Here is a 25,286-nt window from a genome sequence, read left to right as displayed (position 1 = left end):
CGTGCTCCTTAAGGTTGTTTGAGGCTGGCGACAGCCTGGGAAGGGTTGCTCGGTACCACATGGGCCGCCAGACCGCTGGCGAACACCTGGTTGCCGACCACGCGCAAGGTGATCACTTGATAACGCTGGTCGGCTTTAACCGTCACCAGGCTGCCGCCCAGGGCATTGGGCAGGCTGACCTGATGCTCGCCGTGCTTGAGGCGCAGGCGCGTCACCAGGGTCAGGTCTGGCAGGGTGCGCCAGGTGCGGGTGTCGGCGCCTTCGGTGATCGCTGAGGCGATACCCAGCACCAGGCCGGCCATGGGGTTAACATCGTTGAGGTTTTTTTGCGTTATGCCTCGGGTAATTGCCCGCACGGTGGTGCGCAGGATGATTCCCGGCATGTCATCGCGCAGGGCACGACGGGACATGGCGGTGGTGCTGTTGAGGGCGGTGAGGTTCTGCTGCCGACCGTCGACGCCGATCTGGTTGAATGTCGCGGTGGAGGTGTCGGGCTTGATCACCGGGAACGACAGCGGAGTGATCACCAGATTGCCGTTGATGGGGATCGGCAGCGGCAGGCGAATCGAATCCCGGGCCGGTGCCAAACCGCTTTGCACGACGATCAGCACGTCGCTTTCATCGGCGCTGGAAGCTGATTTATCCAGATCCAGCAGCGCTTGTTCCAGCAACGGCGTATTGGGGCGCAGTTCAGCAGCCTTGCGATAGCCCGGCGCGGCCAGGTCTTTCTCGCCCAGAGCCTCGTAGACGAAGCCAGCCAGGTAATGACTGAAGGCGCTCTGGTAGCTGTTCTTCAAGCCGACCACTTCCGGTGCATTCAGGCTTTCCACCGGGTAGCCGCGCAGATCCTTGAATTGGGTGCTCACGCCCTGGCGTTCAGCCTCGTCTTCGCGCTTGAGGTATTCCTTATCCCGCAGATCCGCGATCACTGCTTCGCGTTCGTGGGTTTTCTTGATTTCGGTGCGGGCGCCGTCGAAGTTATTCACGGCCAGCAGGTTCAGCGCCATCTGCGTGGTCAGCATGACTTTCTCGTAGTCATAGCCTTCGTAGCGGCGGACTTTATCGTTGACCAGGAAGCTGCCGAACTGCGACAGGTAGCGCTCGGTGTCGAACTTCACCGACTCTTCCCATTTGTAGACCGCCAAATCCGCACTGCGCCAGGCTGTCTGGCTGCCGGTCAAGTCACCCTTGGCCCGAAGCAGCTCGCCTTTTTCAAAGTAGTAGAGAAGGTCCTTGTCTTCGCCGCTGTTGTTCTTCTCCAGCAACGTCAATGCGCCGTCGATATTACCGGTGGCCAACTGCTGATTGGTAGCCTGCAACTCCGAATCGTAACTGCGAAACATAGAACAGCCCGACAGCAAGATGACCGCGCTGAGCGCAAGCGAAGTAAAGAGGCGAGATACCATTGGAGTGCTGCTTCCCTGAGCGTAATCGGCCTAATGTGCTGGTCGGGCCGAATAACCAATCGCAGGAGAAGCCTCTATCCCACAAATCCCTCATAAAAGAGGAGCAAAATGCCATTTCGCGATAACGAAGGCGCCGCATTATAGGCCCCGTTACTGGCAAAACAATGGCTTTTCAGTGCTATTGCTTAACGAAAATGCCACTACCTACATCGACCCAATGACGGGTTATTGCACCCGACAAATCACTAACGTCTTGAGTCAAACCTTCTAACACTCGACAATGTGTTACTTCTTATTTCCATTTGGTAATCATTCATGACTGCCCCTTCCCGTTTTCTCGCCTGGCTGCTCCTGCCTGCGTTGGTGTCGTGCAGCTTCAACCTGCTGGCTGCAACCGCAGAGGGTGCCACTCAGGCTCTGCATCTACTGGACTATATCGGCGCCGATTACCCGCCGACGGTGGAGGCGGGCAAGGTTATCGATGATTCTGAATACCGTGAACAGGTGGAATTCCTTGGCGTTTTGCAGGGGCTTGTCGCTGAACTACCGGACAAGCCCGAGCGAGCTGAACTGGTGAAAGGCGTTGATCAACTGGTTGCTGCCGTGAACGGGCATCAGGATGGTGAGGCGGTAGCCCATCAGGCTCGCCAATTGGGCGCGAAGCTGGCGGTGGCCTATGAAGTCAGCCAGGCCCCGGCCATCACTCCAGACCCGACGCGTGGCGCGCCGTTGTACGCCCAGCAGTGCTCGGTGTGCCACGGCGATGCAGGCGCCGGCGACGGTCCTGCGGGCGTTGGCATGACGCCGCCACCGGCCAACCTGCGCGATACCGCGAGGCTGGACCGTTTGAGTCTTTACGGGATCTACAACACCCTTGGTCTCGGGGTCGAAGGCACTGACATGCCGTCTTTCGCCGATCAACTGGACGACCGCCAGCGCTGGGACCTGGCCACCTACATCGCCGGCTTCACCGCCAACCCGGCTGCGGCGAAAAGCGAAAAATCCTTCAACCTTGCCGAGCTGGCTCGTCAGACCCCCAACGAAGTATTGGCCGCCGAAGGCCCGGACGCGGCGGGCACTTTCCGTGCGCAACGGGCGCAGCCGCCTCAGGTCAAGCGAGGCCCGGCGCAGTTGCTTGATTACACCGCGACCACTCTGGACAAGAGCCTTGCCGCCTTTCGCAACGGTGAACACGAACAGGCCTATGACCTGTCGGTGGCTGCCTACCTGGAAGGGTTCGAGCTGGTTGAAAGCTCTCTGGACAACGTCGCCGCCAACGTGCGCAAGGACACCGAAAAAGCCCTGATGGCCTATCGGCAGTCGTTGCAGGATGGGTTGCCGATCGAGCAAGTCCAGCAGCGCCTGGATGTGGCCAAGGGCAAGCTCACGGAATCTGCCGGCCTGTTGGGCAGCGATGGCTTGAGCTGGTCGTTGAGCTATATCTCCGGCTTGTTGATTCTGCTGCGTGAAGGGTTGGAAGCGATTCTGGTGCTGGCAGCGATCCTCGCGTTCCTGCGTAACACCGGCCAGCAATCGGCGGTGCGCAGCGTCAACGTTGGTTGGGGCCTGGCGCTGGTGGCTGGCTTGGCGACCTGGGCGTTGGCGGCGTATGTGATTGATGTCAGCGGCGCCCAGCGCGAATTGCTGGAAGGCTGCACGGCGCTGTTTGCCAGCGTCATGGTGCTGTGGCTCGGGGTGTGGATGCATGACCGGCGCCACGCGGCGGCCTGGCAGGACTACATCAAAAGCAGCCTGGTGGGCGGCGGCGGGCGTTTTGGCTTTGCGGTGCTGGCGTTCTTCTCGGTCTACCGTGAGTTGTTTGAAGTGATTCTGTTCTATGAAACCCTGTGGCTGCAGGCAGGCCCCGCCGGGCACAACGCAGTACTGGCAGGCGGCGCCACGGCGCTGGTGCTGTTAATGGGCCTGGCATGGGTGATTTTGCGCGGTTCGGCAAAACTGCCGCTGGCGTTGTTTTTCGGCATCAACGCAGCTCTGCTGTGCGCACTGTCGGTGGTGTTCGCCGGGCATGGCGTCAAGGCGTTGCAGGAAGCCGGTGTCTTTGGCACGCGGCCGGTGGCGTTCTTTGACTTCGACTGGCTGGGCATCCACGCTGATGCCTATTCGTTGAGTGCCCAGGCGGTGGCAATTCTGGCGATTGTGGTGCTGTATGGCCGCAGTCGGCTGGCCGATAAGCGCCGGGCTACGGCCTGATCAAAAGGAAATACCCATGCGAGTCTGGATCGATGCCGACGCCTGCCCTCGGGCAGCCAAGGATCAGGTGGTGAAGTTCGCCCTCAAGCGCCAGTTTGAAGTGGTGCTGGTGGCCGGACAGAGTCAGATCAAGCCGAGTTTTTCGTGCGTGAAGCTGATTGTCGTGCCCAGCGGCCCGGACGCCGCCGATGATTACCTGGTGGAACACGCGGTGCCTGGCGAACTGGTGATTTGCAGCGATGTGCCGTTGGCGGATCGCCTGGTGAAAAACGGCGTGACTGCTCTCGACCCCCGCGGCAAGGAGTTCAGCCCGCAGAACATGAGCGAGCGGCTGGCAGTGCGCAACCTGTTCACCGATCTGCGGGAGCAGGGTCAGATGGGCGGCGGTCCGCCGCCTCACGGTGAACGGGAGAAGCAAGCCTTCGCCAATGCCCTGGACCGGATCTTGATCCGGTTGATGCGCACCGATTAATCGTTCTCGTGGGTCAGCTCCAGCACGCGGTCCACCAGTTTATTGATCCCTGAGGCCACTTCACTGATGTTCTGCCCCAGCATGTAAGCCGGTGTGCTTACCAGTTTGCGGGCCTTGTCTTCGACAATCTCATCCACGGTACATTCCTGGTGAGTCGCACCCATCTTGTCCATGGCCGCCGCTGTGTCGGCGTCGTTGCCGATGGTGCAGATCACGCCAGGGCCGTAGATCTTCGCCGCCAAGGCCGGCGAGATGCAGATCAGCCCCACCGGCTTGCCCGCTTCAGCAAAGGCTTCAGCCAGTTCCAGCACCTGCGGATTGACGCTGCACCCGGCGCCTTCAATAGCGAAGTTCGACAGGTTTTTCGCCGCGCCAAAACCGCCGGGCACGATCAGCGCGTCAAACTCTTCGGCGCGGGCTTCGCAAATATCCTTCACCTGGCCCCGGGCAATGCGCGCCGACTCCACCAGCACGTTGCGTGATTCGGGCATTTCTTCGCCAGTCAGATGGTTGATCACATGCAGCTGCGCAATATTGGGTGCAAAGCACTGCACCTGAGCGCCGCGTTGGTCCAGGCGCAGCAGGGTGATCACGCTTTCATGGATTTCAGCACCGTCGTACACGCCACAGCCGGAAAGGATCACTGCAATCTTTTTGCTCATGGGCATTTCTCCTGATTCATGGCGTTAAATGTCTACTAATTTGTCACTCGCTGCCAATGGGATCTCAAGCCGCTACACCTAATCTTGATGTAACAATAATTGACCGGACTTGCCCATGGACTTCGTTCCTTACGCGGTACCGTTTTTCATTGCGCTGATCGTGGTCGAGCTGCTGGCTGACCGTTGGCGCGGTGAGCGCAACTATCGGGTGGCGGACGCCATTAATAGTCTCAGCACCGGCGTGCTTTCCACCACCACGGGGTTGCTGACCAAAGGTGTGGGGCTGTTGACCTATGCGTTTGCCCTCAAGCACCTGGCAGTCATCGAACTCTCGGCCCAAAGCGTCTGGACGTGGGTATTCGCCTTTGTCTTCTATGACTTCTGTTACTACTGGCTGCATCGCTGCGGCCACGAGCGCAACATCCTCTGGGCCGCGCATTCGGTGCATCACCAGAGCGAGGATTACAACCTCACCACCGCCTTGCGCCAGACCAGCACCGGCTTTCTGCTGAGCTGGATCTTCTACCTGCCGCTGACCGTGCTCGGCGTGCCGCTGGTGGTGTTTATCAGCGTAGCGTCCCTCAACCTGCTGTATCAATTCTGGGTCCACACCCGCCATGTGCCTAAGCTTGGCTGGTTCGAGTGGTTTTTCGTCACGCCGTCCAATCATCGGGCTCACCATGCGCAGAACGCTCTCTACATGGATCGCAACTACGGCGGTGTGTTCATTATTTGGGACCGGCTGTTTGGTTCCTTCCAGGAAGAAGACGAAAACGAGCCGGTCATCTTTGGCGTGACCACGCCGCTGGCCAGTTGGAACCCGCTGTGGGCTAACCTGCAGTTTTATGCACAGCTGTGGAGCGATGCCCGGCGCACCGAAAGTAGGTGGGATAAGCTACGCATCTGGTTTATGCGCACCGGTTGGCGCCCGGCGGACGTGAAGGCCAAGTACCCGCTGGCCAAGCCGGACCTGAGCCAGTTCCGCAAATTCGAGGTGCCGTTGGATGCGCGCCAGCAGGTTTATGTCGCCCTGCAATTCGCCGCTTATGTAGGATTTGGCAGCTATCTGATGAATTTTGGCGAAGCCATGCCGACTGCGGCCCTGGTATTGGGCTGGAGCGCGATGGCATTGGGGTTGTTTACGCTGGGCGTGGCTTTGGAGAATCGCCCATGGGCATTGAAGGCTGAGCTTGTGCGACTGGCGCTGAACGTGCCGTTGGTGTGGCTGGCGCCACTGGTCGGGTTATGGCCGGCCAGTTCGCTGGGCTGGCTGGGGTTGCTCAGCTACAGCTTGCTTAGCGTCATCGGCCTCTACTGTTGCAGAGACCGGCTTACTCGACTGGCGTCTTAGGCGTGTTGGATGTTTGCGGTTCGCTCAACTGTTCTTCTGCCAGGCGCACCTTTTCGGCCGCGCAGGCTTCCCGGATCAGGCGGGCGTTCTTGATGCGGCGGCGGATCCACAGGCCCAGGCCCAGTACCAGCAAGGCGCCCAGTACCCACAGTTCGTATTTCTTGACGCTGCCCAGCATGCCTTCGAGTACCGCGCCGAAGTGGTAGGCCGCAGCGCCCAGCGCAGTCGCCCAGATCGCCGCACCGATGCCGTTAAGCAGCAGGTAACGTCCCGGCGGATAGCCCGACAGGCCGATGGCCACTGGCATGACGGTGCGCAGGCCGTAGACAAAACGGAAACTCAACACCCAAATGTCCGGATGCTTGCGGATATGCTCCAGCGCCTTGTCACCCAGCAGTTGCCAGCGCGGTTTGCGTGCCAGCAGTTTGCGGCCATGCTTGCGCCCCAGGAAATACCACAGCTGGTCGCCGGCGTAGCTGCCGCAAAAGGCAACGACCACCACCAGGTTGATATCCATGTATCCGCGGAACGCCAGGAAGCCTGCGAGCACCAAGATGGTTTCGCCTTCGAAGAACGTGCCTAGGAAGAGGGCAAAATAGCCGAAGTCATGCAGAAATTGTTGGAGCATTGTCTGGGTGCTAGCGAAATGAACGCGCAGCCTACGCCTTCGTGAACATTCATGAAAGTATCGAGATGTGTCACGAAGTGAACAATTCCTACAAAAACTGCGAATGCGACTACAGGTCGCATGGCTAAGCACAACTGTCATTCCTTCGTCATAATGGCCGCCTATAACTGTCACGCTCGCCCGTCAACATGGGCTCAGGAGTCTGCCGTGAGCTTCACTCCCGCCAATCGCTTGTTCCCTGCCACGCGTCTGCGCCGCAACCGCCGTGATGATTTTTCCCGCCGTCTGGTTCGTGAAAACGTCCTGACGGTGGATGATCTGATCCTGCCGGTATTTGTGCTGGACGGTGAAAACCGTCGGGAAGCGGTGGCGTCGATGCCGGGTGTCGAGCGCTTGACCATTGATCTGTTGCTTGAAGAAGCGGTGCACTGGGTCGAGTTGGGAATTGTGGCGCTGGCGCTATTCCCGGTGACGCCATCCGAACTCAAGTCACTGGACGCCGCCGAAGCCTGGAACCCCGAAGGCATCGCCCAGCGCGCCACTCGTGCCCTTCGCGAGCGTTTCCCGGAGCTTGGGGTGATTACCGACGTGGCCCTGGACCCGTTCACCACACATGGGCAGGATGGCATCCTGGACGAAGGCGGTTATGTGCAGAACGACATCACCGTCGACGCACTGGTCAAGCAAGCGCTGTCCCATGCTGCGGCGGGCGCTCAGGTGGTTGCTCCATCGGACATGATGGACGGTCGAATCCAGGCGATCCGCGAAGCCCTGGAGCTGGCCGACCACGTCAACGTGCGGATCATGGCCTACTCGGCCAAGTACGCCAGCGCCTATTACGGCCCGTTCCGCGATGCGGTCGGCTCGGCGCTTAACCTGGGCAAGGCCAACAAGGCCTCGTACCAGATGGACCCGGCCAACAGCCACGAAGCCCTGCACGAAGTGGCGGCGGACTTGGCCGAAGGCGCCGATATGGTTATGGTCAAGCCTGGCATGGCGTACCTGGATATCCTTTACCGCGTCAAAGATGAATTCAAGGTGCCGACCTTTGTCTATCAGGTCAGCGGTGAGTACGCCATGCACATGGCCGCGATCCAGAATGGTTGGTTGAGTGAAGGGGTGATTCTTGAATCCTTGACTGCCTTTAAACGTGCGGGTGCTGATGGCATCCTGACTTACTTTGCCGTCCGTGCCGCCCAATTGCTTAGAGAGCAAAAATAGCCCTCACAGGAACACTCGATGAATACCGAAGGACTCACAGAAGTTGCCGTAAAAGACGCTCACCCGGTGGTCGAACAAGTTGCCGAAACCCCGTCGGTACAAGAGCCCGCGCCGCCTGCCGTGATCGCGGAACCGCCGGTGGTGGTGGCGCCTGCGATCGTGATTCCGAACCTGGATGACAGCAGCCTGTACATCCATCGCGAGCTGTCGCAACTGCAATTCAACATTCGCGTGCTGGAACAGGCGCTGGATGAGTCCTACCCGCTGCTGGAACGACTGAAGTTCCTGCTGATTTTCTCCAGCAACCTGGACGAGTTCTTCGAGATTCGTGTCGCTGGCCTCAAGAAACAGATCACCTTCGCCCGCGAACAGGCCGGTGCCGATGGCCTGCAACCGCACCAGGCCTTGGCCCGCATCAGCGAGTTGGTGCACGGTCATGTTGATCGTCAATACGCCATCCTCAACGACATCCTGTTGCCGGAACTGGAAAAACATCAGGTCCGCTTCATTCGTCGCCGCAACTGGACCGTCAAGCTCAAGGCTTGGGTGCGTCGCTATTTCCGTGACGAGATCTCACCGATCATCACCCCGATCGGCCTGGACCCGACGCACCCGTTCCCGCTGCTGGTGAACAAGAGCCTGAACTTCATTGTTGAGCTGGAAGGTATCGACGCCTTCGGTCGCGATTCGGGCCTGGCGATCATTCCGGCCCCGCGTCTGTTGCCGCGCATCATCAAGGTACCCGAAGAGGTTGGGGGCGCTGGCGATAACTATGTATTCCTTTCGTCGATGATCCACGCCCACGCCGATGACCTGTTCCAGGGCATGAAGGTCAAGGGCTGCTACCAGTTCCGCCTGACCCGTAACGCGGACCTTGCGGTAGACACCGAAGACGTCGAAGACCTGGCCCGCGCCTTGCGCGGCGAATTGTTCTCCCGTCGCTACGGCGATGCAGTGCGCCTGGAAGTGGTGGACACCTGTCCCAAGCCCCTGTCCGACTATTTGCTCAAGCAGTTCAACCTCGCCGAGACCGAGTTGTATCAGGTCAACGGCCCGGTGAACCTGACGCGCCTGTTCAGCATCACCAGCCTGGACAGCCATCCGGAGCTGCAATACATCCCCTTTACCCCGCAGATCCCGAAACTGCTGCAAAACAGCGAGAACATTTTCAGCATGGTCAGCAAGCAAGACATCTTGCTGCTGCACCCCTTTGAGTCGTTCACCCCGGTGGTCGACTTGCTGCGCCAGGCTGCCAAGGACCCGCATGTGTTGGCGGTGCGCCAGACCCTGTATCGCAGCGGCGCCAACTCGGAAATCGTCGATGCGCTGGTGGACGCCGCGCGTAACGGCAAGGAAGTCACTGTGGTGATCGAATTGCGCGCGCGCTTCGATGAAGAATCCAACCTGCAACTGGCCAGCCGTCTGCAAGCGGCCGGTGCGGTGGTGATCTACGGCGTGGTCGGCTTCAAGACCCACGCCAAGATGATGCTGATCCTGCGCCGTGAAGCCGGCGAAATCGTGCGTTACGCCCACTTGGGCACCGGTAACTACCACGCCGGTAACGCCAAGCTCTACACCGACTACAGCCTGCTGACCTCCGACGATGCATTGTGCGAAGACGTCGGCAAACTGTTTAGCCAGTTGATCGGCATGGGTAAGACGTTGCGCATGAAGAAGCTGCTGCACGCGCCGTTCACCCTGAAAAAGGGCATGCTCGACATGATTGCCCGGGAAACCCAGTTCGCCCTCGACGGCAAGTCGGCACACATCATCGCCAAGTTCAACTCGCTGACGGATCCGAAGATCATCCGCGCGCTGTACAAGGCAAGCCAGTCTGGCGTGCGCATCGACTTGGTGGTGCGTGGCATGTGCTGCCTGCGGCCGGGCATCGCCGGGGTCTCCCATAACATCCATGTGCGTTCGATCATCGGCCGCTTCCTGGAGCACACGCGGGTGTTCTACTTTCTCAACGGTGGCGAGGAGCAGATGTTCCTCTCCAGTGCCGACTGGATGGAGCGCAACCTCGACAAACGTGTGGAGACTTGCTTCCCGGTGGAAGGCAAGAAGCTGATCATGCGGGTCAAGAAGGAACTGGAGAGTTATCTCACCGATAACACCCACAGCTGGAGCCTGCAGTCGGACGGTCGCTACGTGCGCAACACGCCAACCGGCAACCAGAACCCACGCAGTGCCCAGGCGACGTTGCTGGAGCGGTTGGGCAGCCCGGTGTTGAACGTTCGTTGAGACTCTTTTAAACCTGACAAAAAAACGGCCCTTTCGAGGGCCGTTTTTGATTGGGACGGGTAACTCTCAATGTGGCGAGGGAGCAAGCCCCTCGCCACAGATCAACGCACGTTCAGGCTAAACCCAACTCGCGTCAGCCATTCCGCTTCCTGGGCGAAATCCGCCTGGGTCAGTTGGTTTTCGTTAAGCCAGTTTTTCGGGAACACCACATCGAGGCTGTCACCGTGCGCGCGCAGGGTGACCTGAGGCATTTCCTGGGTGCCACGAATGTGGTGGAATAAAATTGCAAACCGCAGCAGGGCGCACAGGCGAATCAGCTTAATGCCCTCGGCACCGAACTCGGCGAACTTGTCCTTTGGGATATTGCGGCGATGGCCGCGTACCAGGAGCGCAAGCATTTGCTGGTCTTCCCGGGAGAAACCGGCCAGGTCCGAGTGTTCGATCAGGTAGGCGCCGTGCTTGTGGTAATGATAGTGGGCGATGTCCAGGCCCACTTCATGAACTTTGGCCGCCCAGCCCAGTAACTCACGCCAGACGCCGTCTGCCAGGTCCCAATCCTCGGCCACCTGGTCAAAGGCATGCAGCGCCTTGCGCTCGACTCGCTCCGCTTGTTTGAGGTCGACGTGGTAACGCTCCATCAGGGAGCCCAGGGTACGTTCACGGACGTCTTCGTGGTGATGGCGGCCCAGCAGGTCGTAGAGCACACCTTCGCGCAGGGCGCCATCACAGTGATCCATGCGTTGCAGTTCAAGGGCGTCGAAAATCGCTTCGAGGATCGCCAGGCCGGCGGGGAAAATCGCCCGGCGGTCAGGCTTGATGCCGTCGAAGTCGATTTTTTCGGCGTCGCCCAATTTGAAAATCTTGCGCTTGAGCCAGGCCAGGCCTTCGGCATTGACCTCGCCGGTGCCGTGGCCGCCGGCCTTCAGGGCCAGGCCAATGGCGCGGACGGTGCCGGATGAGCCGATGGCTTCATCCCAGGTCAGGCGATGCAGGGCATGCTCGATGCTCATGATCTCCAGCCGCGCCGCCGTATACGCCTGGGCATAGCGGGCCGGGGTGATCTTGCCGTCCTTGAAATAACGCTGGGTGTAGCTGACGCAACCCATCTGCAGGCTTTCGCGCAGCAAGGGTTCAAAGCGTTGGCCGATGATGAACTCGGTACTGCCGCCGCCGATGTCCGCCACCAGGCGCTTGCCAGGGGTGTCGGCCAGGGTGTGGGATACACCGAGGTAAATCAGGCGTGCTTCTTCACGACCGGAAATGACTTCTACCGGATGCCCCAGGATTTCTTCGGCGCGACGGATGAATTCGCCACGGTTACGGGCTTCCCTGAGGGCGTTGGTGCCGACAATTCGCACGGCGCCCTGAGGCATGCCGTTGATCAGTTGGGCAAAGCGCTTGAGGCAATCGAGCCCGCGCTGCATGGATTCTTCGTTGAGCTTGCGCTCTTCGTCGATCCCTGCAGCCAGTTGCACCTTTTCACCGAGCCGCTCAAGGATACGGATCTCGCCGTTCTGGGCCTTGGCCACGACCATGTGAAAGCTGTTGGAGCCCAGGTCGATGGCGGCGATCAGGGACAGATTCTTGGCTTGGGATTGCGGCATGGGTAGGGGATCTCGGTCGATAACCTCGCCATCGTGCCACGATCAAACGCTGACGCCAACGCGTAGTGCCTTGGGAATTTTGAGCTGGTCAGCCCGGCTGTTCCACCGAACCGATGAAGTTGGCCAGTTCAGCTGTCTGCGGGTTAGCAAACAGCACCCTCGGGTCGCCGACTTCGTGCACCTTGCCCTGGTGCATGAACACCAGTTTGTCACCCACCTCCCGGGCAAAACGCATCTCGTGGGTGACCATGATCAGGGTCATGCCGTCCTTGGCCAGTTGACGGACCACGCTGAGCACTTCGTTGACCAGCTCCGGGTCCAGCGCCGAGGTGATTTCGTCGCACAGCAACACCTTGGGCGACATTGCCAGCGCACGGGCGATGGCCACACGCTGTTGCTGGCCGCCGGACAGGCGATCGGGGAAAGCATCGAACTTCTCCCCCAACCCAACCCGTTCCAGCATCTGCCTCGCCAGCTGTGCGGCCTTGGCCTTGGGCACTTTCTGCACCACCTGCGGCGCGAGCATGACGTTTTCACCCACCGTCAGATGGGGGAACAGGTTGAACTGCTGGAATACCATGCCGACTTTCTGCCGCAGGCTGCGCAGGTCGGCACGGGCGGCGTCGAGGTATTCGCCATCGACCTCGATCACGCCATCGTTGATCGACTCCAGGCCGTTGAGGGTGCGCAGCAAAGTGGATTTTCCCGAGCCGCTGCGGCCGATGATCGCGACCACCTGGCCTTCTTCGATCGTCAGGTCGATGCCCTTGAGCACATGGTGATCGCCGTAATACTTATGCAGGGCAGAAATTCTAAGCAGAGGCATGCAGTCTCCTTTCCAGGTAGCGCGCACTAAGGGACAAGGGGTAGCAGAGCAGGAAGTAACCCAGCGCCACCAGGCCATAGACCATGAAGGGTTCGAAGGTGGCATTGGCGAGCATGCCGCCGGTCTTGGTCAGTTCGGTGAAGCCGATGATCGAGGTCACGGCGGTGCCTTTGACCACCTGCACCGAGAAACCTACGGTGGGCGCCACGGCGATGCGCAGGGCTTGGGGCAGGATTACGTAGCGCAGTTGCTCATACGGGTTGAGGGCCAGGCTCGCCGACGCTTCCCATTGCCCGTGGACGATGGATTCGACGCAGCCACGCCAGATCTCCGCCAGGTAGGCGCTGGTAAACAGGGTCAAGGCAATCGCGGCCGCCAGCCAGGGTGAGATATCAATCCCCAGCAGGGCCACGCCGAAGAACACCAAAAACAGCTGCATCAACAGCGGCGTGCCCTGGAACAGTTCGATGTAAGTCCGCGCGACGTTGCGTGGGAACGCCTTGGTGCTGATGCGCATCGTCATCACCAGCAAACCGATCAGGCCGCCACCGATAAACGCTACCAGCGACAGCAGCAGGGTCCATTGCAGGCCGGTGAGCAGGTTGCGCACGATGTCCCAGAAGGAAAAATCACTCATTGACTGTTTCTCATCACATAGCGGCGGCCGATCCAATTGAGCAACTGACGGATCATCAACGCCATGCACAGGTAGACCAGGGTGGTCAGGGCATAGGTTTCAAACGCGCGGAAGTTGCGCGACTGGATAAAATTGGCGGCAAAGCTCAACTCCTCAGTGGCGATTTGTGAACAGACTGCCGAGCCGAGCATCACGATAATGATCTGGCTGCTCAGGGCGGGCCAGACCTTGCCCAGCGCCGGCAGCAGCACCACATGGCGGAACGCCTCGAAGCGGGTCATCGCCAGCGCCGCCGCGGCTTCCAGCTGTCCGCGAGGAATGGCCTGGATGCCTGCACGGATAATCTCCGTGGAGTAGGCCCCCAGGTTGATCACCATCGCCAGCACAGCCGCCTGCCATTCGGAAATCTGCAGGCCGAGGGAGGGCAAACCGAAGAAGATGAAAAACAACTGCACCAGGAACGGCGTGTTGCGGATCAACTCGACATACACCCCGAAGATCCAGCAAAACGGCTGGATCTTCCACGCCCTCACCACCGCCCCGACGATCCCCAGGGCCACGCCCAGCACCGCGCCGATGGCGGTCAGCTCAAGTGTGAACAGCGCACCGCGCAGCAACAGATCGGTATTGGCCAGGACTGGCACAAAGTCGAATTGATAGGCCATATCTAACCCTCTTCGCAGCGATTAGAGATCAGCTGGCAGCGGCTCTTTGAGCCACAGTTTTGCGTTCTTTTCCAGGCTGCCGTCGGCCTTGGCCGCGACCAGGATCTGGTTGACCTTGTCCAGCAGCGCTGGCTCGTTCTTGTTCACGCCCACGTAGACCGGCGAGTCCTTGAGCTTCACTTTCAGTGCCGGCACGCGCTTGGGATTGCGCGCGCTGATGGCCACCATGACCACGTTGCCGCTGGCGATCAGGTCCACCTGGCCTGCGAGGTAGGCGGCGATGGTTGAGTTGTTGTCTTCAAAGCGCTTGATGGTGGCTTCTTTGGGCGCGACGGCGGTCAGCTCGATGTCTTCGATGGCGCCACGGGTCACGCTGATGGTTTTGCCCTTGAGGTCGTCGAGGGTGCTGATCGCAGCGTCAGGCGGACCGAAGACCGCCAGGTAGAACGGCGCATAAGCCTTGGAGAAGTCGATGACTTTTTCCCGCTCCGGATTCTTGCCCAGGCTGGAAATCACTAGGTCGACCTTGCCGGTGGTCAGGAACGGAATGCGATTGGTGCTGTTGACTGGGGTCAGTTCCAGCTTGACCTTGAGCTGGTCGGCCAACAGTTTTGCGGTGTCGATATCCAGGCCGCGAGGCTTCATGTCGGGTCCTACCGAACCAAACGGCGGGAAGTCCTGAGGCACGGCGACCTTGAGGGTGCCACGGGCAACGATATCGTCCAGGCTGTCAGCCTGTGCGGGCGCCTGGCTCAGCATCAGGCTGGCAAACAGGGCAGTGAGCAGGACGCTGCAACGCTTGGTCATGGCAACTCTCCGAAAAGGGCGAAGGGATTTTCTGGTTTCTGCCAGTGCACAGCCCATGCCATCACTGCCTAGATCGGCTGCAAGACCGGTATCTGTTGAGCTACGGCGGTCTTACTGGTCTGAACAGTTGCTGCGCTTCTTGCACCCTTTTCGAGCGTCGCCAAAAACCCGCGAGCCCCTTTAGGGCGTGGCTTGCCGGCTGGCGCGAATAGCTTTACAACTAGCCGATCAGTTGACTGGAAACTTGAGTTTTTATGAATTCCATCGCGCAGGCCGTACCGGAGGTGGCGTTGCAAGCCATCCGCAAACTGATCGCTGAAGAGGGTTTCGGGCCGGGCGATGCGCTGCCCTCCCAGCGCGACCTGGCGCTGCAATTGGGCGTGAGTCGCGCCTCGTTGCGCGAAGCCTTGTCTTCCCTCAGCGCCTTGGGCGTGGTCAGTGTGCAGCCAGGTAAAGGCGTGTTCGTACAAGCGCCCGAGGAAACCCCAGAGCTGGCCTGGCCTTTTGCTGCGCAGGCCACGCCGCTGGACATCTTTCAACTGCGCTACGCCCTGGAAGGGTTCGCGGCAGGGCTGGCGGCGGTGACGTTGACCACCGATGAGCTGGATATCCTGGAAGATAATGTCGAGGCGATGCGCAAGGAGCTCAAGGCCGGCGACTTTGAAGCGTCGGCCCGGCTGGACTTCGAATTCCACCAGCACATCCTTCAGGCCAGCGGCAATCAGGCAATGCTCAGCATTCTCAGTGCCAGTGCCGAGGTGTTTCTGGAGAGCCAGAAGCTACCGTTCATCCGGCCGGAGCGGGCCATGGAAACTTGGCAGGAGCACCGCAAGATTCTCCGGGCGCTGGCCCGGCGCGCTAGCGGGGTGGCGCAGAAAACCATGCAGGAACATGTACGCAATGCGGCGTTGCGTACAGGAATTGCCTTCACTACTCCCGTCGCGCCTTAAGTTGGGCTATACCCAAACTCATGCACCACCATAGCAAGAGTCAATCAGAGGCGGCTTCCTGAACGAGGGAAGGGCAGCTATGATGGGCAACGTTTTTTTTGCTTACAACCCGGAGACATCCATGAGCAACGATCTTATCAAGCACGTCACCGACGCGACCTTTGAGGCAGAAGTACTTCAGGCCCAAGGCCCGGTGCTGGTTGACTACTGGGCTGAATGGTGTGGTCCTTGCAAAATGATCGCTCCGGTCCTGGACGACATTGCTACCACTTACGCAGGCAAACTGACCATTGCCAAGCTGAACATCGACGACAACCAGGAAACCCCGGCCAAGCATGGCGTGCGTGGTATCCCGACGCTGATGCTGTTCAAGAACGGCAACGTCGAAGCCACCAAGGTCGGCGCACTGTCCAAGTCCCAGTTGCAAGCATTCCTCGACGCCAACATCTAAGCGTCGTAAAAAAAAGCCCCGCAAATTGCGGGGCTTTTTCGTAAGTCAGGGCTAGACGCTCTGAAACTCAGGTGGTACATTCGGCCCCGCACTGGTTTCTCCACTGCCCCCTGCAAGCCGTCGCCGACGCTCTTCTTTTCGATTAGTACGCGATTCTGTCGCCTTCTCTGCGGCGCGGCCTCATTAAGCCCAAAGCTTAATTCCCCCCCTCCATAAATGATTACGTCATTCCTATATGAATCTGACTGAACTCAAGCAAAAGCCGATTACCGAACTGCTCGAATTGGCCGAACAGATGGGCATAGAAAATATGGCCCGTTCGCGCAAGCAGGACGTGATTTTCTCCTTGTTGAAAAAGCACGCGAAAAGCGGCGAGGAAATCTCCGGTGATGGCGTGCTGGAGATCCTCCAGGACGGCTTCGGCTTCCTCCGCTCTGCAGACGCTTCCTATCTTGCCGGTCCAGACGATATCTACGTCTCGCCGAGCCAGATCCGTCGCTTCAACTTGCGCACCGGTGACACCATCGTTGGCAAGATCCGTCCTCCGAAGGAAGGCGAGCGTTATTTCGCCCTGCTCAAGGTCGACACGATCAACTACGATCGTCCCGAGAACGCGAAAAACAAGATTCTCTTCGAGAACTTGACGCCGCTGTTCCCGACCGTGCGCATGAAGATGGAAGCTGGCAACGGTTCCACCGAAGACTTGACCGGTCGAGTCATCGACCTGTGCGCCCCGATCGGCAAAGGCCAGCGCGGCCTGATCGTCGCGCCGCCGAAAGCGGGCAAGACCATCATGCTGCAGAACATCGCAGCGAACATCGCCCGTAACAATCCTGAAGTTCACCTGATCGTATTGTTGATCGATGAGCGTCCGGAAGAAGTGACCGAAATGCAGCGCACCGTGCGCGGCGAAGTGGTTGCCTCGACGTTCGATGAGCCGCCAACCCGCCACGTGCAGGTTGCCGAAATGGTGATCGAGAAGGCCAAGCGCCTGGTCGAGCACAAGAAGGACGTGGTGATTCTGCTCGACTCCATCACCCGTCTGGCCCGTGCCTATAACACCGTGATCCCGAGCTCCGGCAAGGTCCTCACCGGTGGTGTCGATGCCCACGCCCTGGAGAAACCGAAACGTTTCTTCGGCGCCGCACGGAACATCGAAGAAGGCGGCTCGCTGACCATCATCGCCACCGCGCTGGTTGAAACCGGCTCGAAGATGGATGAGGTGATCTACGAAGAATTCAAAGGTACCGGCAACATGGAATTGCCTTTGGATCGCAAGATCGCTGAAAAGCGCGTCTTCCCGGCCATCAACATCAACCGCTCCGGCACCCGCCGCGAAGAGTTGCTGACTGCCGACGACGAACTGCAACGCATGTGGATTCTGCGCAAGTTGCTGCACCCGATGGACGAAGTAGCCGCCATCGAGTTCCTGATCGACAAGTTGAAACAAACCAAGACCAACGACGAGTTTTTCTTGTCGATGAAGCGCAAGTAACGCGACTTTTCAGGTCGAAAAAAGATGGCGCCCTACGGGGCGCCATTTTTTTTGTGTCGAGAGTGGGAGGTTTAGGCGCTATGCATGTCTGTTAAGAAACAAAAAAGGTGAGCACGTCTACGCTCACCCCATTCGCATCTGACTGACAATAAGAATTTATGACCACACTTGCTTACCGAAGGGATATCGACGGCCTGCGCGCAATAGCTGTAATCGCTGTAGTGTTATTCCATTTTGGCGTTCCAGGTTTCACCGGCGGCTTTATTGGCGTCGACGTGTTCTTTGTGATTTCTGGCTATTTGATCACTTCCATCATCTGGCGCGAGCGCCAATCCAATCGTTTCAGTTTCGTGGATTTCTGGGCCCGTCGTGCCCGGCGCATCCTGCCTGCGCTGTTCGTGATGATGATCGCGGCGCTGCTGATGGGCTGGTTTCTGCTGGCGCCCAAGGACTATGAAGAGCTGGGGCGTTCGGTGCGCTATCAGGTGCTGTTCACCTCCAACCTGCTGTTTATGCGCCAGGACGGCTATTTTGACGTGGCGTCCGACCTCAAGCCCTTGCTGCACACCTGGTCGCTGGCGGTGGAGGAGCAGTTCTACATCCTGTTCCCGCTGTTACTGGCGCTGCTGTCTCGTTACTTGAAACACTGGCGCACGGCGTTGTTCGCGGTGTTACTGGTGTCGTTCGGGCTCAGTGTCTGGGCCGTGGCTTATCACCCGGAAAAAGCCTTTTTCCTGCTGCCGATGCGTGCCTGGGAACTCCTTGCCGGTGCCATGCTGGCGGTACAGCCCAAGCGCGACTGGCGCGCATCACCGGCCCTGGCTCAAGGCGTCAGCCTGGTGTCCATGGTGCTGATCTTGCTGGCGGTGTTCTGTTTTGATCCCCGCACGCCATTTCCAGGTGTGGCGGCGTTGCTGCCGGTGCTGGGCGTGGTCGGGCTGATATGGGCCAACGGACATCAGCAAACGCTGATGGGACGGCTGCTGGGCACGCGAGTGTTGGTGGGGTTGGGTCTGATTTCCTATTCCTGGTACCTGTGGCATTGGCCAGTGTTTGTTTTTGCCAGTTATGCCAGCGTCGATGGCCTGGGGCCGTTCGAGCTCGCTGGGCTGATTCTGCTGACCCTGGGACTGGGTTACCTGTCCTGGCGGCTGGTGGAAAGCCCGTTCCGGGAAAAGCGTTTGTTGGCGGGACGCAAGGCGATATTGGCCGCGGCGGGCGTCGGCATTCTTTGTATCGGCCTGGCCGGGCAAGCGTTGCGCTGGACCGATGGCTTGCCCTGGCGGCTGTCCGAGGAGGCGTTGCGTTATGCCCAGGCCAAAGAGTGGAGCCCGGAACTGTTGGCGTGCCTAGCCGAGAAGGACACCCCTGATGACCGGCTTTTTTGCCATTTCGGCCCCAGGAGTCGCTCGGTTTCCGCCCTGGTCTGGGGCGACAGCCATGCCACGGCGTTGATCCCGGCCCTTGAGGATGGGGCGCAGAAACACGATATCAGCCTGGTTCAGGCTAGTTTTGCCGGCTGCGTGCCCCTTGCAGGCCTGGAAAATATTCCCCGTTGTGCGCATTTCAATCAGCGCGTGCAAGAGGTCCTGGCCCAGCAAACCTTCAGCGATGTGGTGCTGGTGGCCCGTTGGAGCCTATACGTTTATGGGCAGGTGTCTGGCGACAAAGAGCATGCGCTCAAGGACCCGGCCACCGGCCACTACGTGCAGGCTATTGCCGAACAGCGTTTCGCCGAGGGCATGCGTGAGCGCGTCGCCGGGTTGCGCGCCGCAGGGCATCGGGTCTGGCTGGTCAAGGAAGTGCCGCTGCAGGAGTTTAGCGTGCCGTACCGTCTGAGCCGTCTGGCGATGCTCCATCGGTCGGTGGAAGGCCAAGGATTGCCGCTGGCTCATCACTTGCAGCGCCAGGGGTTCATTAACCAGTTGTTCGATCAGATGGCCGCCGCCGACCCAGGCGTCGTAGCGTTGGACCCTGCGTCCCGGTTGTGTGCTATCGACAGCCTGTGCCGGGTCGAACTCAATGGCCAGGCGCTGTATACCGACGACAACCACATTTCCGAGGTGGGCGCGCGTTACATTGAGGGTTTCCTGGAGCCGTTGTTCAGTTCGCTGCAATCGCGAGGGCTGACGGCCAATTAAGCGTGCGCGGCGCTCAATTACACCGCGATAAGCTGCCAGCCGCCCTCAGAGCAGGTAGGATGTACGCCTATTTTACGGGTGGCATGGTTAATGAAATTCAAGGATCTTCGGGATTTCGTGCAGCAACTTGAGCAGCGCGGAGAGTTGAAACGTATCCAGGTGCCGATTTCCCCGGTCCTGGAAATGACTGAGATTTGCGACCGCACCTTGCGTAACAAGGGCCCGGCGTTGCTGTTCGAAAAACCGGTGGGCTTTGATATCCCGGTGCTCGGCAACCTGTTCGGCACCCCCGAGCGAGTGGCCTTTGGCATGGGCGCCGAAGCGGTCAGCGAGTTGCGCGAGATTGGCAAGTTGCTGGCCTTCCTCAAGGAGCCCGAGCCACCCAAGGGCCTGAAAGACGCCTGGTCGAAGCTGCCGATCTTCCGCAAGATCATTGCCATGGCCCCCAAGGTGGTCAAGGATGCGGTATGCCAGGAAGTCGTCATCGAAGGCGATGACGTCGACCTTGGCATGCTTCCGGTGCAAACCTGCTGGCCCGGCGACGTTGGCCCGCTGATCACCTGGGGCCTGACCGTCACCAAGGGCCCGAACAAGGACCGCCAGAACCTCGGCATTTACCGTCAGCAAGTGATCGGCCGCAACAAGGTCATCATGCGTTGGCTGAGTCACCGAGGTGGTGCGCTGGATTATCGCGAGTGGTGCGAGAAGCATCCCGGCAAACCGTTCCCGGTCGCCGTGGCTCTGGGCGCAGACCCGGCGACCATCCTTGGTGCGGTGACACCGGTGCCCGACAGTCTGTCCGAATACGCCTTCGCCGGACTGCTGCGCGGTAATCGCACCGAGCTGGTGAAGTGCCGTGGCAACGACCTGCAAGTGCCGGCCACTGCCGAAATCATCCTTGAAGGCGTGATACATCCCGGCGAAATGGCTGCTGAAGGTCCGTATGGCGACCACACCGGCTACTACAACGAAGTCGACAGCTTCCCGGTGTTCACCGTCGAGCGCATCACCCACCGGATCAAACCGATCTACCACAGCACCTACACGGGCCGTCCGCCGGATGAGCCGGCGATTCTCGGCGTGGCGCTGAACGAAGTGTTCGTGCCTATCCTGCAGAAGCAGTTTCCGGAAATCACCGACTTCTACCTGCCGCCCGAAGGTTGCTCGTACCGCATGGCCATCGTGACCATGAAGAAGTCGTATCCGGGCCACGCCAAGCGGGTAATGCTCGGTGTCTGGTCGTTTTTGCGACAGTTCATGTACACCAAGTTCGTTATTGTGACCGACGACGACATCAACGCCCGGGACTGGAATGACGTGATCTGGGCCATTACCACGCGCATGGACCCCAAGCGCGACACGGTGATGATCGACAACACGCCAATCGACTACCTCGACTTCGCCTCGCCGGTATCAGGCCTGGGATCAAAAATGGGCCTGGATGCCACCCATAAATGGCCGGGTGAAACCACCCGCGAGTGGGGCCGCGTGATCGTCAAGGACGAGGCGGTGACTGCTCGTATCGATGCGCTCTGGAAAGAATTAGGAATAGATTGATGCGTGTAACCCTGCAGCCTTCTGGTGCGGTACTTGAGCTTGTGCCCGGTGAGCGGATTCTCGATGGCGCGCGGCGCCTGGGCTACGATTGCCCCCAGGCCTGTCGCAACGGCGTGTGCCACGTGTGCGCGGCACTGCTGGTCGAGGGCCGCGTGCAGCAGGCCGGCGAGGTGCGTGACCATGGCGAATTCTATACCTGCATTGCCGAGCCGCTGGAAGATTGCATCGTTCTATGGGATGGCGTGTTGGCGCCGGGAGAGTTGCCCGTGCGCAAGCTGTCGTGCCAGCTGAGCGAGTGCGTGGACATCGGTGGTGATGTCTGGCGCGTCCGCTTGCGGGCGCCGGCCGGCAAGCCGGTGCGTTATCACGCCGGGCAGTACTTGATGATTGAGCGGGAAAACGGCGAGAAGTCGGCATTTTCACTGGCCTCGGCCCCCCACGGTGGACGTGAGCTTGAGCTGCATGTGCTGGTCCGCGAAGACAGTGCCCGTAGCCTGATCGAGCAGTTGCAACGCAACCAGATGGCGCGGGTCGAACTGCCGTTTGGTGATACTCACCTGGCGGAATTGCCCGACGGGCCGCTGGTGTTGATCGCCGCCGGTACCGGCATGGCGCAGATGCACAGCCTGATCGAACATTGCCGGGCCAGCGGTTTCAAACACCCGGTGCACCTGTATTGGGGCGTGCGTCGTCCCGACGACTTTTATCAGATCGAGCATTGGGAGCAATGGAAGCAACTGCCCAACCTGTTCTTGCACAAAGTGGTCAGCGACCTCTGCGGTTGGGAAGGGCGCTGCGGGATGTTGCATGAAGCGGTGTGCGAAGACATCAGCGAGCTCAAGTCCGTGCATGTCTACGCCAGCGGTTCCCCAGCGATGATCTATGCCACGCTGGATGCGTTGGTGACGGCCGGCATGGATGCGCACCAGATGCGTGCCGATGTGTTTGCCTATGCCCCAAGGTCCTAACCTCAAAAACTGCCGGGTATCCTGTGGCGAGCGGGCTTGTTGTGGAAGCCCGCTCGCCACAGCAATCAAAACCGCAGCCCCGTTGTCACCATCGCCGCATTAAACCCCAGCAACACAAATTCCCCGGCCACAGGCCCATAGTGAACGCCCACTGACGGAATGATCACCGGCGCCACGCCAAAACGGTTCAGCGGGATCTTGTCGCGATACTTGCCGCGATAGCCCTGGATCACCCCGCCGGTCAGCTTCAGGTACACCGGATAGTCGGTCATGTCATAGCGCTTGCCGGCATAGGCGTAGTAGGACCTTTGGCTGAACGAGTTGCGAAACGTCGCCCCGCCATACACCAGCCCCGAAGCTTCATTGCGCTCCAGGCCAATCAGGTCCTGGTTGTTGTTGTGCTCGGGGTCCGGGGCAAAGTGCCGGGTGTAGACGCTGGTCTGGGCGTACCAGAAGCCTTTGTCATCCTCGGTCGGTGGTGTTTCGACCGCCAGGGCAGTGTTGGCCTGTGCAATAAGCAGCAGGCCGCAAAGTCGGTATTTCATGGTGCGACCTCGATAGTCGATTGAGTGACGGCTAAGTGGGTCGTGACGTACGCCTATTTTGAAGGCTCGGGGTGCACAAAGGCTGAACGGATGCTGAAAGTACCGGGATTGAGTCGCTGAATCCTGACGGCCGAGTTCTACACCTTCGGCGGCGACAACGTCACCGACAAATACCCGGAAAAGCTCAATGCCTACGCGAGTAGCGGTGGTAACTTGGCCTATAGCACTTTTTCGCCGTACGGTTACAGCGGCGCGTTCTATTACGGTAAAGTTGCATACAATTGGTAATTAAGAAGGGAGACCTAAGCGATTCGCCATGACCGCCATTGAATCTGATCTTTTGCAATTGGCTTACCCTCCGCGGCTCGATCTTGGGCCGCAACTCACTCACGAACAGTTGATGAGCTCGATGCAGGCCACCATGGGCCGGCACAAGGGTGGGCCGGTCTGGCTATTCGCGTATGGCTCGCTGATCTGGCGGCCTGAATGCTCAGCCGTAGAGCGGGTGCGGGGACGGGTGCATGGTTATCATCGCGGCTTGTACCTGTGGTCCCACGAGCATCGGGGCACGCCGGAGTTACCGGGGCTGGTGTTTGGCCTGGACCGTGGCGGCTCCTGCAGCGGGTTTGCCTACCGCTTGCCGGAAGAGCAACTAGAAGCGTCGCTCTACGCCCTGTGGCGCCGCGAGATGCCGTTTCCATCCTACCGCCCGCACTGGCTCAACTGCCGTCTTGCCGATGGCAGCCAGGTGCAGGCGTTGGGATTTGTCCTGGAACGGCACCTGCCCAGCTACGCCGGCAACTTGCCGGACAGCGTGCTGTACCAGGTATTTGAAAGCGCTTGCGGGCGTTATGGCACTACGCGCGATTATGTCGAGCAGACCGTTAACGCCCTGCGTAGCCACGCCATGCCAGATAAAAACCTGGAGGCGCGGCTCAAGCGTTGTTCGAAGGATTGCTCCGTCGACTAGCGCGCGTTGCTGACGTTATTGGTGTGCCACAAGGTGGGGATCAGGAAGGCAATCGCCAACAGACACGCACCGATCAGCAACACAAAACCGCCATCCCAGCCGAAGTGGTCAACGGTGTAGCCCATGGCCGCACTGGCTGCCACGGAACCGCCCAGGTAACCGAACAGGCCGGTAAAGCCTGCCGCCGTACCAGCGGCTTTCTTCGGTACCAATTCCAGCGCCTGCAGGCCGATCAGCATCACCGGGCCGTAGATCAGGAAACCGATGGAGAACAGCGCGATCATGTCGACCATCGGGTTGCCTGGTGGGTTGAGCCAATAAACAAGGGTCGCGACCGTCACCAATGCCATAAACACAATGCCGGTCAGGCCACGGTTGCCACGGAAGATCTTGTCTGACATCCAGCCGCACAACAGCGTGCCTGGGATCCCTGCCCACTCGTAGAGGAAATAGGCCCAGGACGTTTTATCGACGTCGAAGTGCTTGGCTTCTTTCAAATAAGTTGGCGCCCAGTCCAGTACGCCATAGCGCAGCAGATAGACGAAGACGTTGGCGAAGGCGATGTACCAGAGCATTTTGTTGCGCAGCACGTACTTGACGAAGATTTCCTTGGCGCTGAATTCCTCTTCGTGGCTGGCGTCATAGCCTTCCGGGTAATCGTTTTTGTACTGCTCGATCGGCGGCAGTCCTACCGATTGCGGGGTGTCGCGCATGGTGATGAAGGCAAAGGCCGCCACCAGCAAAGCCACGGTGGCCGGGACGTAGAATGCCGCGTGCCAGTCGTTGAACAAGGCCATGCCCAGCAGGAACAGCGGGCCGATCAGGCCGCCGCCGACGTTATGCGCCACGTTCCACACAGACACCACGCCGCCGCGTTCCTTCTGCGACCACCAGTGCACCATGGTTCGCCCACTTGGCGGCCAACCCATGCCCTGGGCCCAGCCGTTAATGAACAGCAAAATGAACATCATGGTGACGCTGGACGTCGCCCAAGGTGCGAAACCGAAAATGAACATCACCCCGGCGGAAACCAGCAGGCCGAAGGGCAGGAAGTAACGTGGGTTGGAGCGGTCGGAAACCAGGCCCATGAGGAACTTGGACAAGCCGTAGGAAATTGCAATCGCCGACATCGCCAGGCCTAACTGGCCGCGGGTGTAACCCTCGTCGATCAGATACGGCATGGCCAGGGAGAAGTTTTTGCGCAGCAGGTAGTACCCGGCGTAACCAACGAAAATACCGGCGAAGATCTGCCAGCGCAGGCGTCGGTAGGTGCTGTCTATTTTTTCTTCAGGCAGGGGTGCCTGGTGTGCGGCAGGTCGAAAGAAAGCAAACATTCAAGAGCTCCAAGTTTCTTGTTTTGACTGCGGATGCGAATGTTACAGTTTCGTTACCGAAAATAGCATCGCCTCTTATCTGGGAGCACAGGAATTGGGAGCTATTGCATGTTCTTTTACGAACATGTCGCTAATAGATAA

22 protein-coding genes are annotated in these 25,286 nt (G+C 59.5%); 12 read left to right on the top strand and 10 right to left on the bottom strand.

Translation table 11 applies throughout. The annotated features are described in order from the left end of the window. Nucleotides 1-8: 8 nt before the first annotated feature. On the bottom strand, nucleotides 9-1,406 hold the full coding sequence (locus tag ACZRJ6_RS07750; RefSeq protein ID WP_463967668.1) for a COG3014 family protein: 1,398 nt from the start codon (nucleotides 1,404-1,406) through the stop codon (nucleotides 9-11). Nucleotides 1,407-1,721: 315 nt separating this feature from the next. On the opposite strand from ACZRJ6_RS07750, the gene ACZRJ6_RS07745 reads away from it, so the two are divergent. Together ACZRJ6_RS07745 and ACZRJ6_RS07740 are read left to right on the top strand one after the other, a co-directional pair. Next, complete coding sequence (locus ACZRJ6_RS07745; RefSeq protein WP_463967669.1) at nucleotides 1,722-3,617, top strand: FTR1 family protein; 1,896 nt, start codon at nucleotides 1,722-1,724, stop codon at nucleotides 3,615-3,617. Between the two features lie 16 nt (nucleotides 3,618-3,633). Continuing rightward, nucleotides 3,634-4,089 (top strand): YaiI/YqxD family protein, encoded by a 456-nt coding sequence (locus tag ACZRJ6_RS07740; RefSeq protein ID WP_133100825.1) that lies wholly within the window; start codon nucleotides 3,634-3,636, stop codon nucleotides 4,087-4,089. On the opposite strand, the gene elbB is transcribed toward ACZRJ6_RS07740, so the two are convergent. After that, the gene (gene elbB, locus ACZRJ6_RS07735; RefSeq protein WP_463967670.1) at nucleotides 4,086-4,751 is read right to left on the bottom strand and encodes an isoprenoid biosynthesis glyoxalase ElbB; all 666 of its coding nucleotides are present in this window, start codon (nucleotides 4,749-4,751) and stop codon (nucleotides 4,086-4,088) included. The genes ACZRJ6_RS07740 and elbB overlap by 4 nt on opposite strands. Nucleotides 4,752-4,866: 115 nt before the next feature. Between elbB and ACZRJ6_RS07730 the strand changes: the two genes are divergently transcribed. Then, nucleotides 4,867-6,102: a sterol desaturase family protein gene (locus ACZRJ6_RS07730; protein WP_463967671.1), complete on the top strand. Its 1,236-nt coding sequence runs from the start codon at nucleotides 4,867-4,869 to the stop codon at nucleotides 6,100-6,102. Here the strand turns inward: ACZRJ6_RS07730 and ACZRJ6_RS07725 are convergent. Continuing rightward, nucleotides 6,083-6,730 carry a VTT domain-containing protein gene (locus ACZRJ6_RS07725; protein ID WP_133100828.1) on the bottom strand — a complete coding sequence of 216 codons (648 nt, stop codon included), beginning with the start codon at nucleotides 6,728-6,730 and terminating at the stop codon, nucleotides 6,083-6,085. The two genes, ACZRJ6_RS07730 and ACZRJ6_RS07725, sit on opposite strands and share 20 nt — an antisense overlap. A gap of 207 nt (nucleotides 6,731-6,937) precedes the next feature. Here ACZRJ6_RS07725 and hemB point away from each other — a divergent pair, with 207 nt between their 5' ends. Next, the gene (hemB, locus tag ACZRJ6_RS07720; protein ID WP_463967672.1) at nucleotides 6,938-7,951 is read left to right on the top strand and encodes a porphobilinogen synthase; all 1,014 of its coding nucleotides are present in this window, start codon (nucleotides 6,938-6,940) and stop codon (nucleotides 7,949-7,951) included. Between the two features lie 18 nt (nucleotides 7,952-7,969). Then, nucleotides 7,970-10,195: a polyphosphate kinase 1 gene (gene ppk1, locus ACZRJ6_RS07715; RefSeq protein ID WP_463967673.1), complete on the top strand. Its 2,226-nt coding sequence runs from the start codon at nucleotides 7,970-7,972 to the stop codon at nucleotides 10,193-10,195. A gap of 101 nt (nucleotides 10,196-10,296) precedes the next feature. Here the strand turns inward: ppk1 and ppx are convergent, their stop codons facing one another. From ppx to ACZRJ6_RS07690, 5 genes are all read right to left on the bottom strand, one after another. Beyond that, a complete protein-coding gene (gene ppx, locus ACZRJ6_RS07710) occupies nucleotides 10,297-11,799 on the bottom strand; it encodes an exopolyphosphatase (protein WP_463967674.1) in 1,503 nt (500 codons plus the stop codon). An 88-nt stretch (nucleotides 11,800-11,887) separates the two neighbouring features. Beyond that, complete coding sequence (locus ACZRJ6_RS07705; protein WP_463967675.1) at nucleotides 11,888-12,625, bottom strand: amino acid ABC transporter ATP-binding protein; 738 nt, start codon at nucleotides 12,623-12,625, stop codon at nucleotides 11,888-11,890. Next, nucleotides 12,612-13,262, bottom strand: a complete 651-nt coding sequence (locus tag ACZRJ6_RS07700; RefSeq protein WP_133100833.1) for an amino acid ABC transporter permease — start codon at nucleotides 13,260-13,262, stop codon at nucleotides 12,612-12,614. Before ACZRJ6_RS07700 ends, ACZRJ6_RS07705 begins: the two co-directional genes overlap by 14 nt. Further along, nucleotides 13,259-13,927, bottom strand: a complete 669-nt coding sequence (locus ACZRJ6_RS07695; RefSeq protein ID WP_463967676.1) for an amino acid ABC transporter permease — start codon at nucleotides 13,925-13,927, stop codon at nucleotides 13,259-13,261. The genes ACZRJ6_RS07700 and ACZRJ6_RS07695 overlap by 4 nt, the downstream gene beginning before the upstream one ends. A gap of 21 nt (nucleotides 13,928-13,948) precedes the next feature. Beyond that, entirely contained in the window at nucleotides 13,949-14,734 is a 786-nt protein-coding gene (locus tag ACZRJ6_RS07690) for a transporter substrate-binding domain-containing protein (RefSeq protein WP_463967677.1), read from the bottom strand. A gap of 254 nt (nucleotides 14,735-14,988) precedes the next feature. Between ACZRJ6_RS07690 and ACZRJ6_RS07685 the strand changes: the two genes are divergently transcribed. From ACZRJ6_RS07685 to ACZRJ6_RS07660, 6 genes are all read left to right on the top strand, one after another. Continuing rightward, nucleotides 14,989-15,684, top strand: coding sequence for a FadR/GntR family transcriptional regulator (locus tag ACZRJ6_RS07685; RefSeq protein ID WP_463967678.1), 696 nt, complete (start codon nucleotides 14,989-14,991; stop codon nucleotides 15,682-15,684). A gap of 121 nt (nucleotides 15,685-15,805) precedes the next feature. After that, nucleotides 15,806-16,135 (top strand): thioredoxin TrxA, encoded by a 330-nt coding sequence (gene trxA / locus ACZRJ6_RS07680; RefSeq protein ID WP_133100837.1) that lies wholly within the window; start codon nucleotides 15,806-15,808, stop codon nucleotides 16,133-16,135. A 235-nt stretch (nucleotides 16,136-16,370) separates the two neighbouring features. Continuing rightward, entirely contained in the window at nucleotides 16,371-17,630 is a 1,260-nt protein-coding gene (gene rho / locus ACZRJ6_RS07675) for a transcription termination factor Rho (protein ID WP_133100838.1), read from the top strand. Nucleotides 17,631-17,788: 158 nt separating this feature from the next. Further along, on the top strand, nucleotides 17,789-19,771 hold the full coding sequence (locus tag ACZRJ6_RS07670) for an acyltransferase family protein (protein WP_463967679.1): 1,983 nt from the start codon (nucleotides 17,789-17,791) through the stop codon (nucleotides 19,769-19,771). 90 nt (nucleotides 19,772-19,861) lie between these two features. Then, nucleotides 19,862-21,328 (top strand): 4-hydroxy-3-polyprenylbenzoate decarboxylase, encoded by a 1,467-nt coding sequence (gene ubiD / locus ACZRJ6_RS07665; RefSeq protein ID WP_133100840.1) that lies wholly within the window; start codon nucleotides 19,862-19,864, stop codon nucleotides 21,326-21,328. Further along, nucleotides 21,328-22,296, top strand: coding sequence for a CDP-6-deoxy-delta-3,4-glucoseen reductase (locus ACZRJ6_RS07660; RefSeq protein ID WP_463967680.1), 969 nt, complete (start codon nucleotides 21,328-21,330; stop codon nucleotides 22,294-22,296). Before ubiD ends, ACZRJ6_RS07660 begins: the two co-directional genes overlap by 1 nt. Nucleotides 22,297-22,361: 65 nt before the next feature. On the opposite strand, the gene ACZRJ6_RS07655 is transcribed toward ACZRJ6_RS07660, so the two are convergent. Continuing rightward, nucleotides 22,362-22,841, bottom strand: coding sequence for a sn-glycerol-3-phosphate transporter (locus tag ACZRJ6_RS07655; protein WP_463967681.1), 480 nt, complete (start codon nucleotides 22,839-22,841; stop codon nucleotides 22,362-22,364). Nucleotides 22,842-23,157: 316 nt separating this feature from the next. Between ACZRJ6_RS07655 and ACZRJ6_RS07650 the strand changes: the two genes are divergently transcribed. Continuing rightward, nucleotides 23,158-23,811, top strand: a complete 654-nt coding sequence (locus ACZRJ6_RS07650) for a gamma-glutamylcyclotransferase (RefSeq protein WP_463967682.1) — start codon at nucleotides 23,158-23,160, stop codon at nucleotides 23,809-23,811. On the opposite strand, the gene glpT is transcribed toward ACZRJ6_RS07650, so the two are convergent. Beyond that, entirely contained in the window at nucleotides 23,808-25,145 is a 1,338-nt protein-coding gene (gene glpT, locus ACZRJ6_RS07645) for a glycerol-3-phosphate transporter (protein ID WP_463967683.1), read from the bottom strand. The genes ACZRJ6_RS07650 and glpT overlap by 4 nt on opposite strands. Between the last annotated feature and the right edge of the window lie 141 nt (nucleotides 25,146-25,286).

Source organism: Pseudomonas sp. C321 (assembly GCF_055407105.1).
The sequence above is the reverse complement of the archived record's forward strand: the minus strand, read 5'-3'. Positions and strand labels throughout refer to the sequence as shown.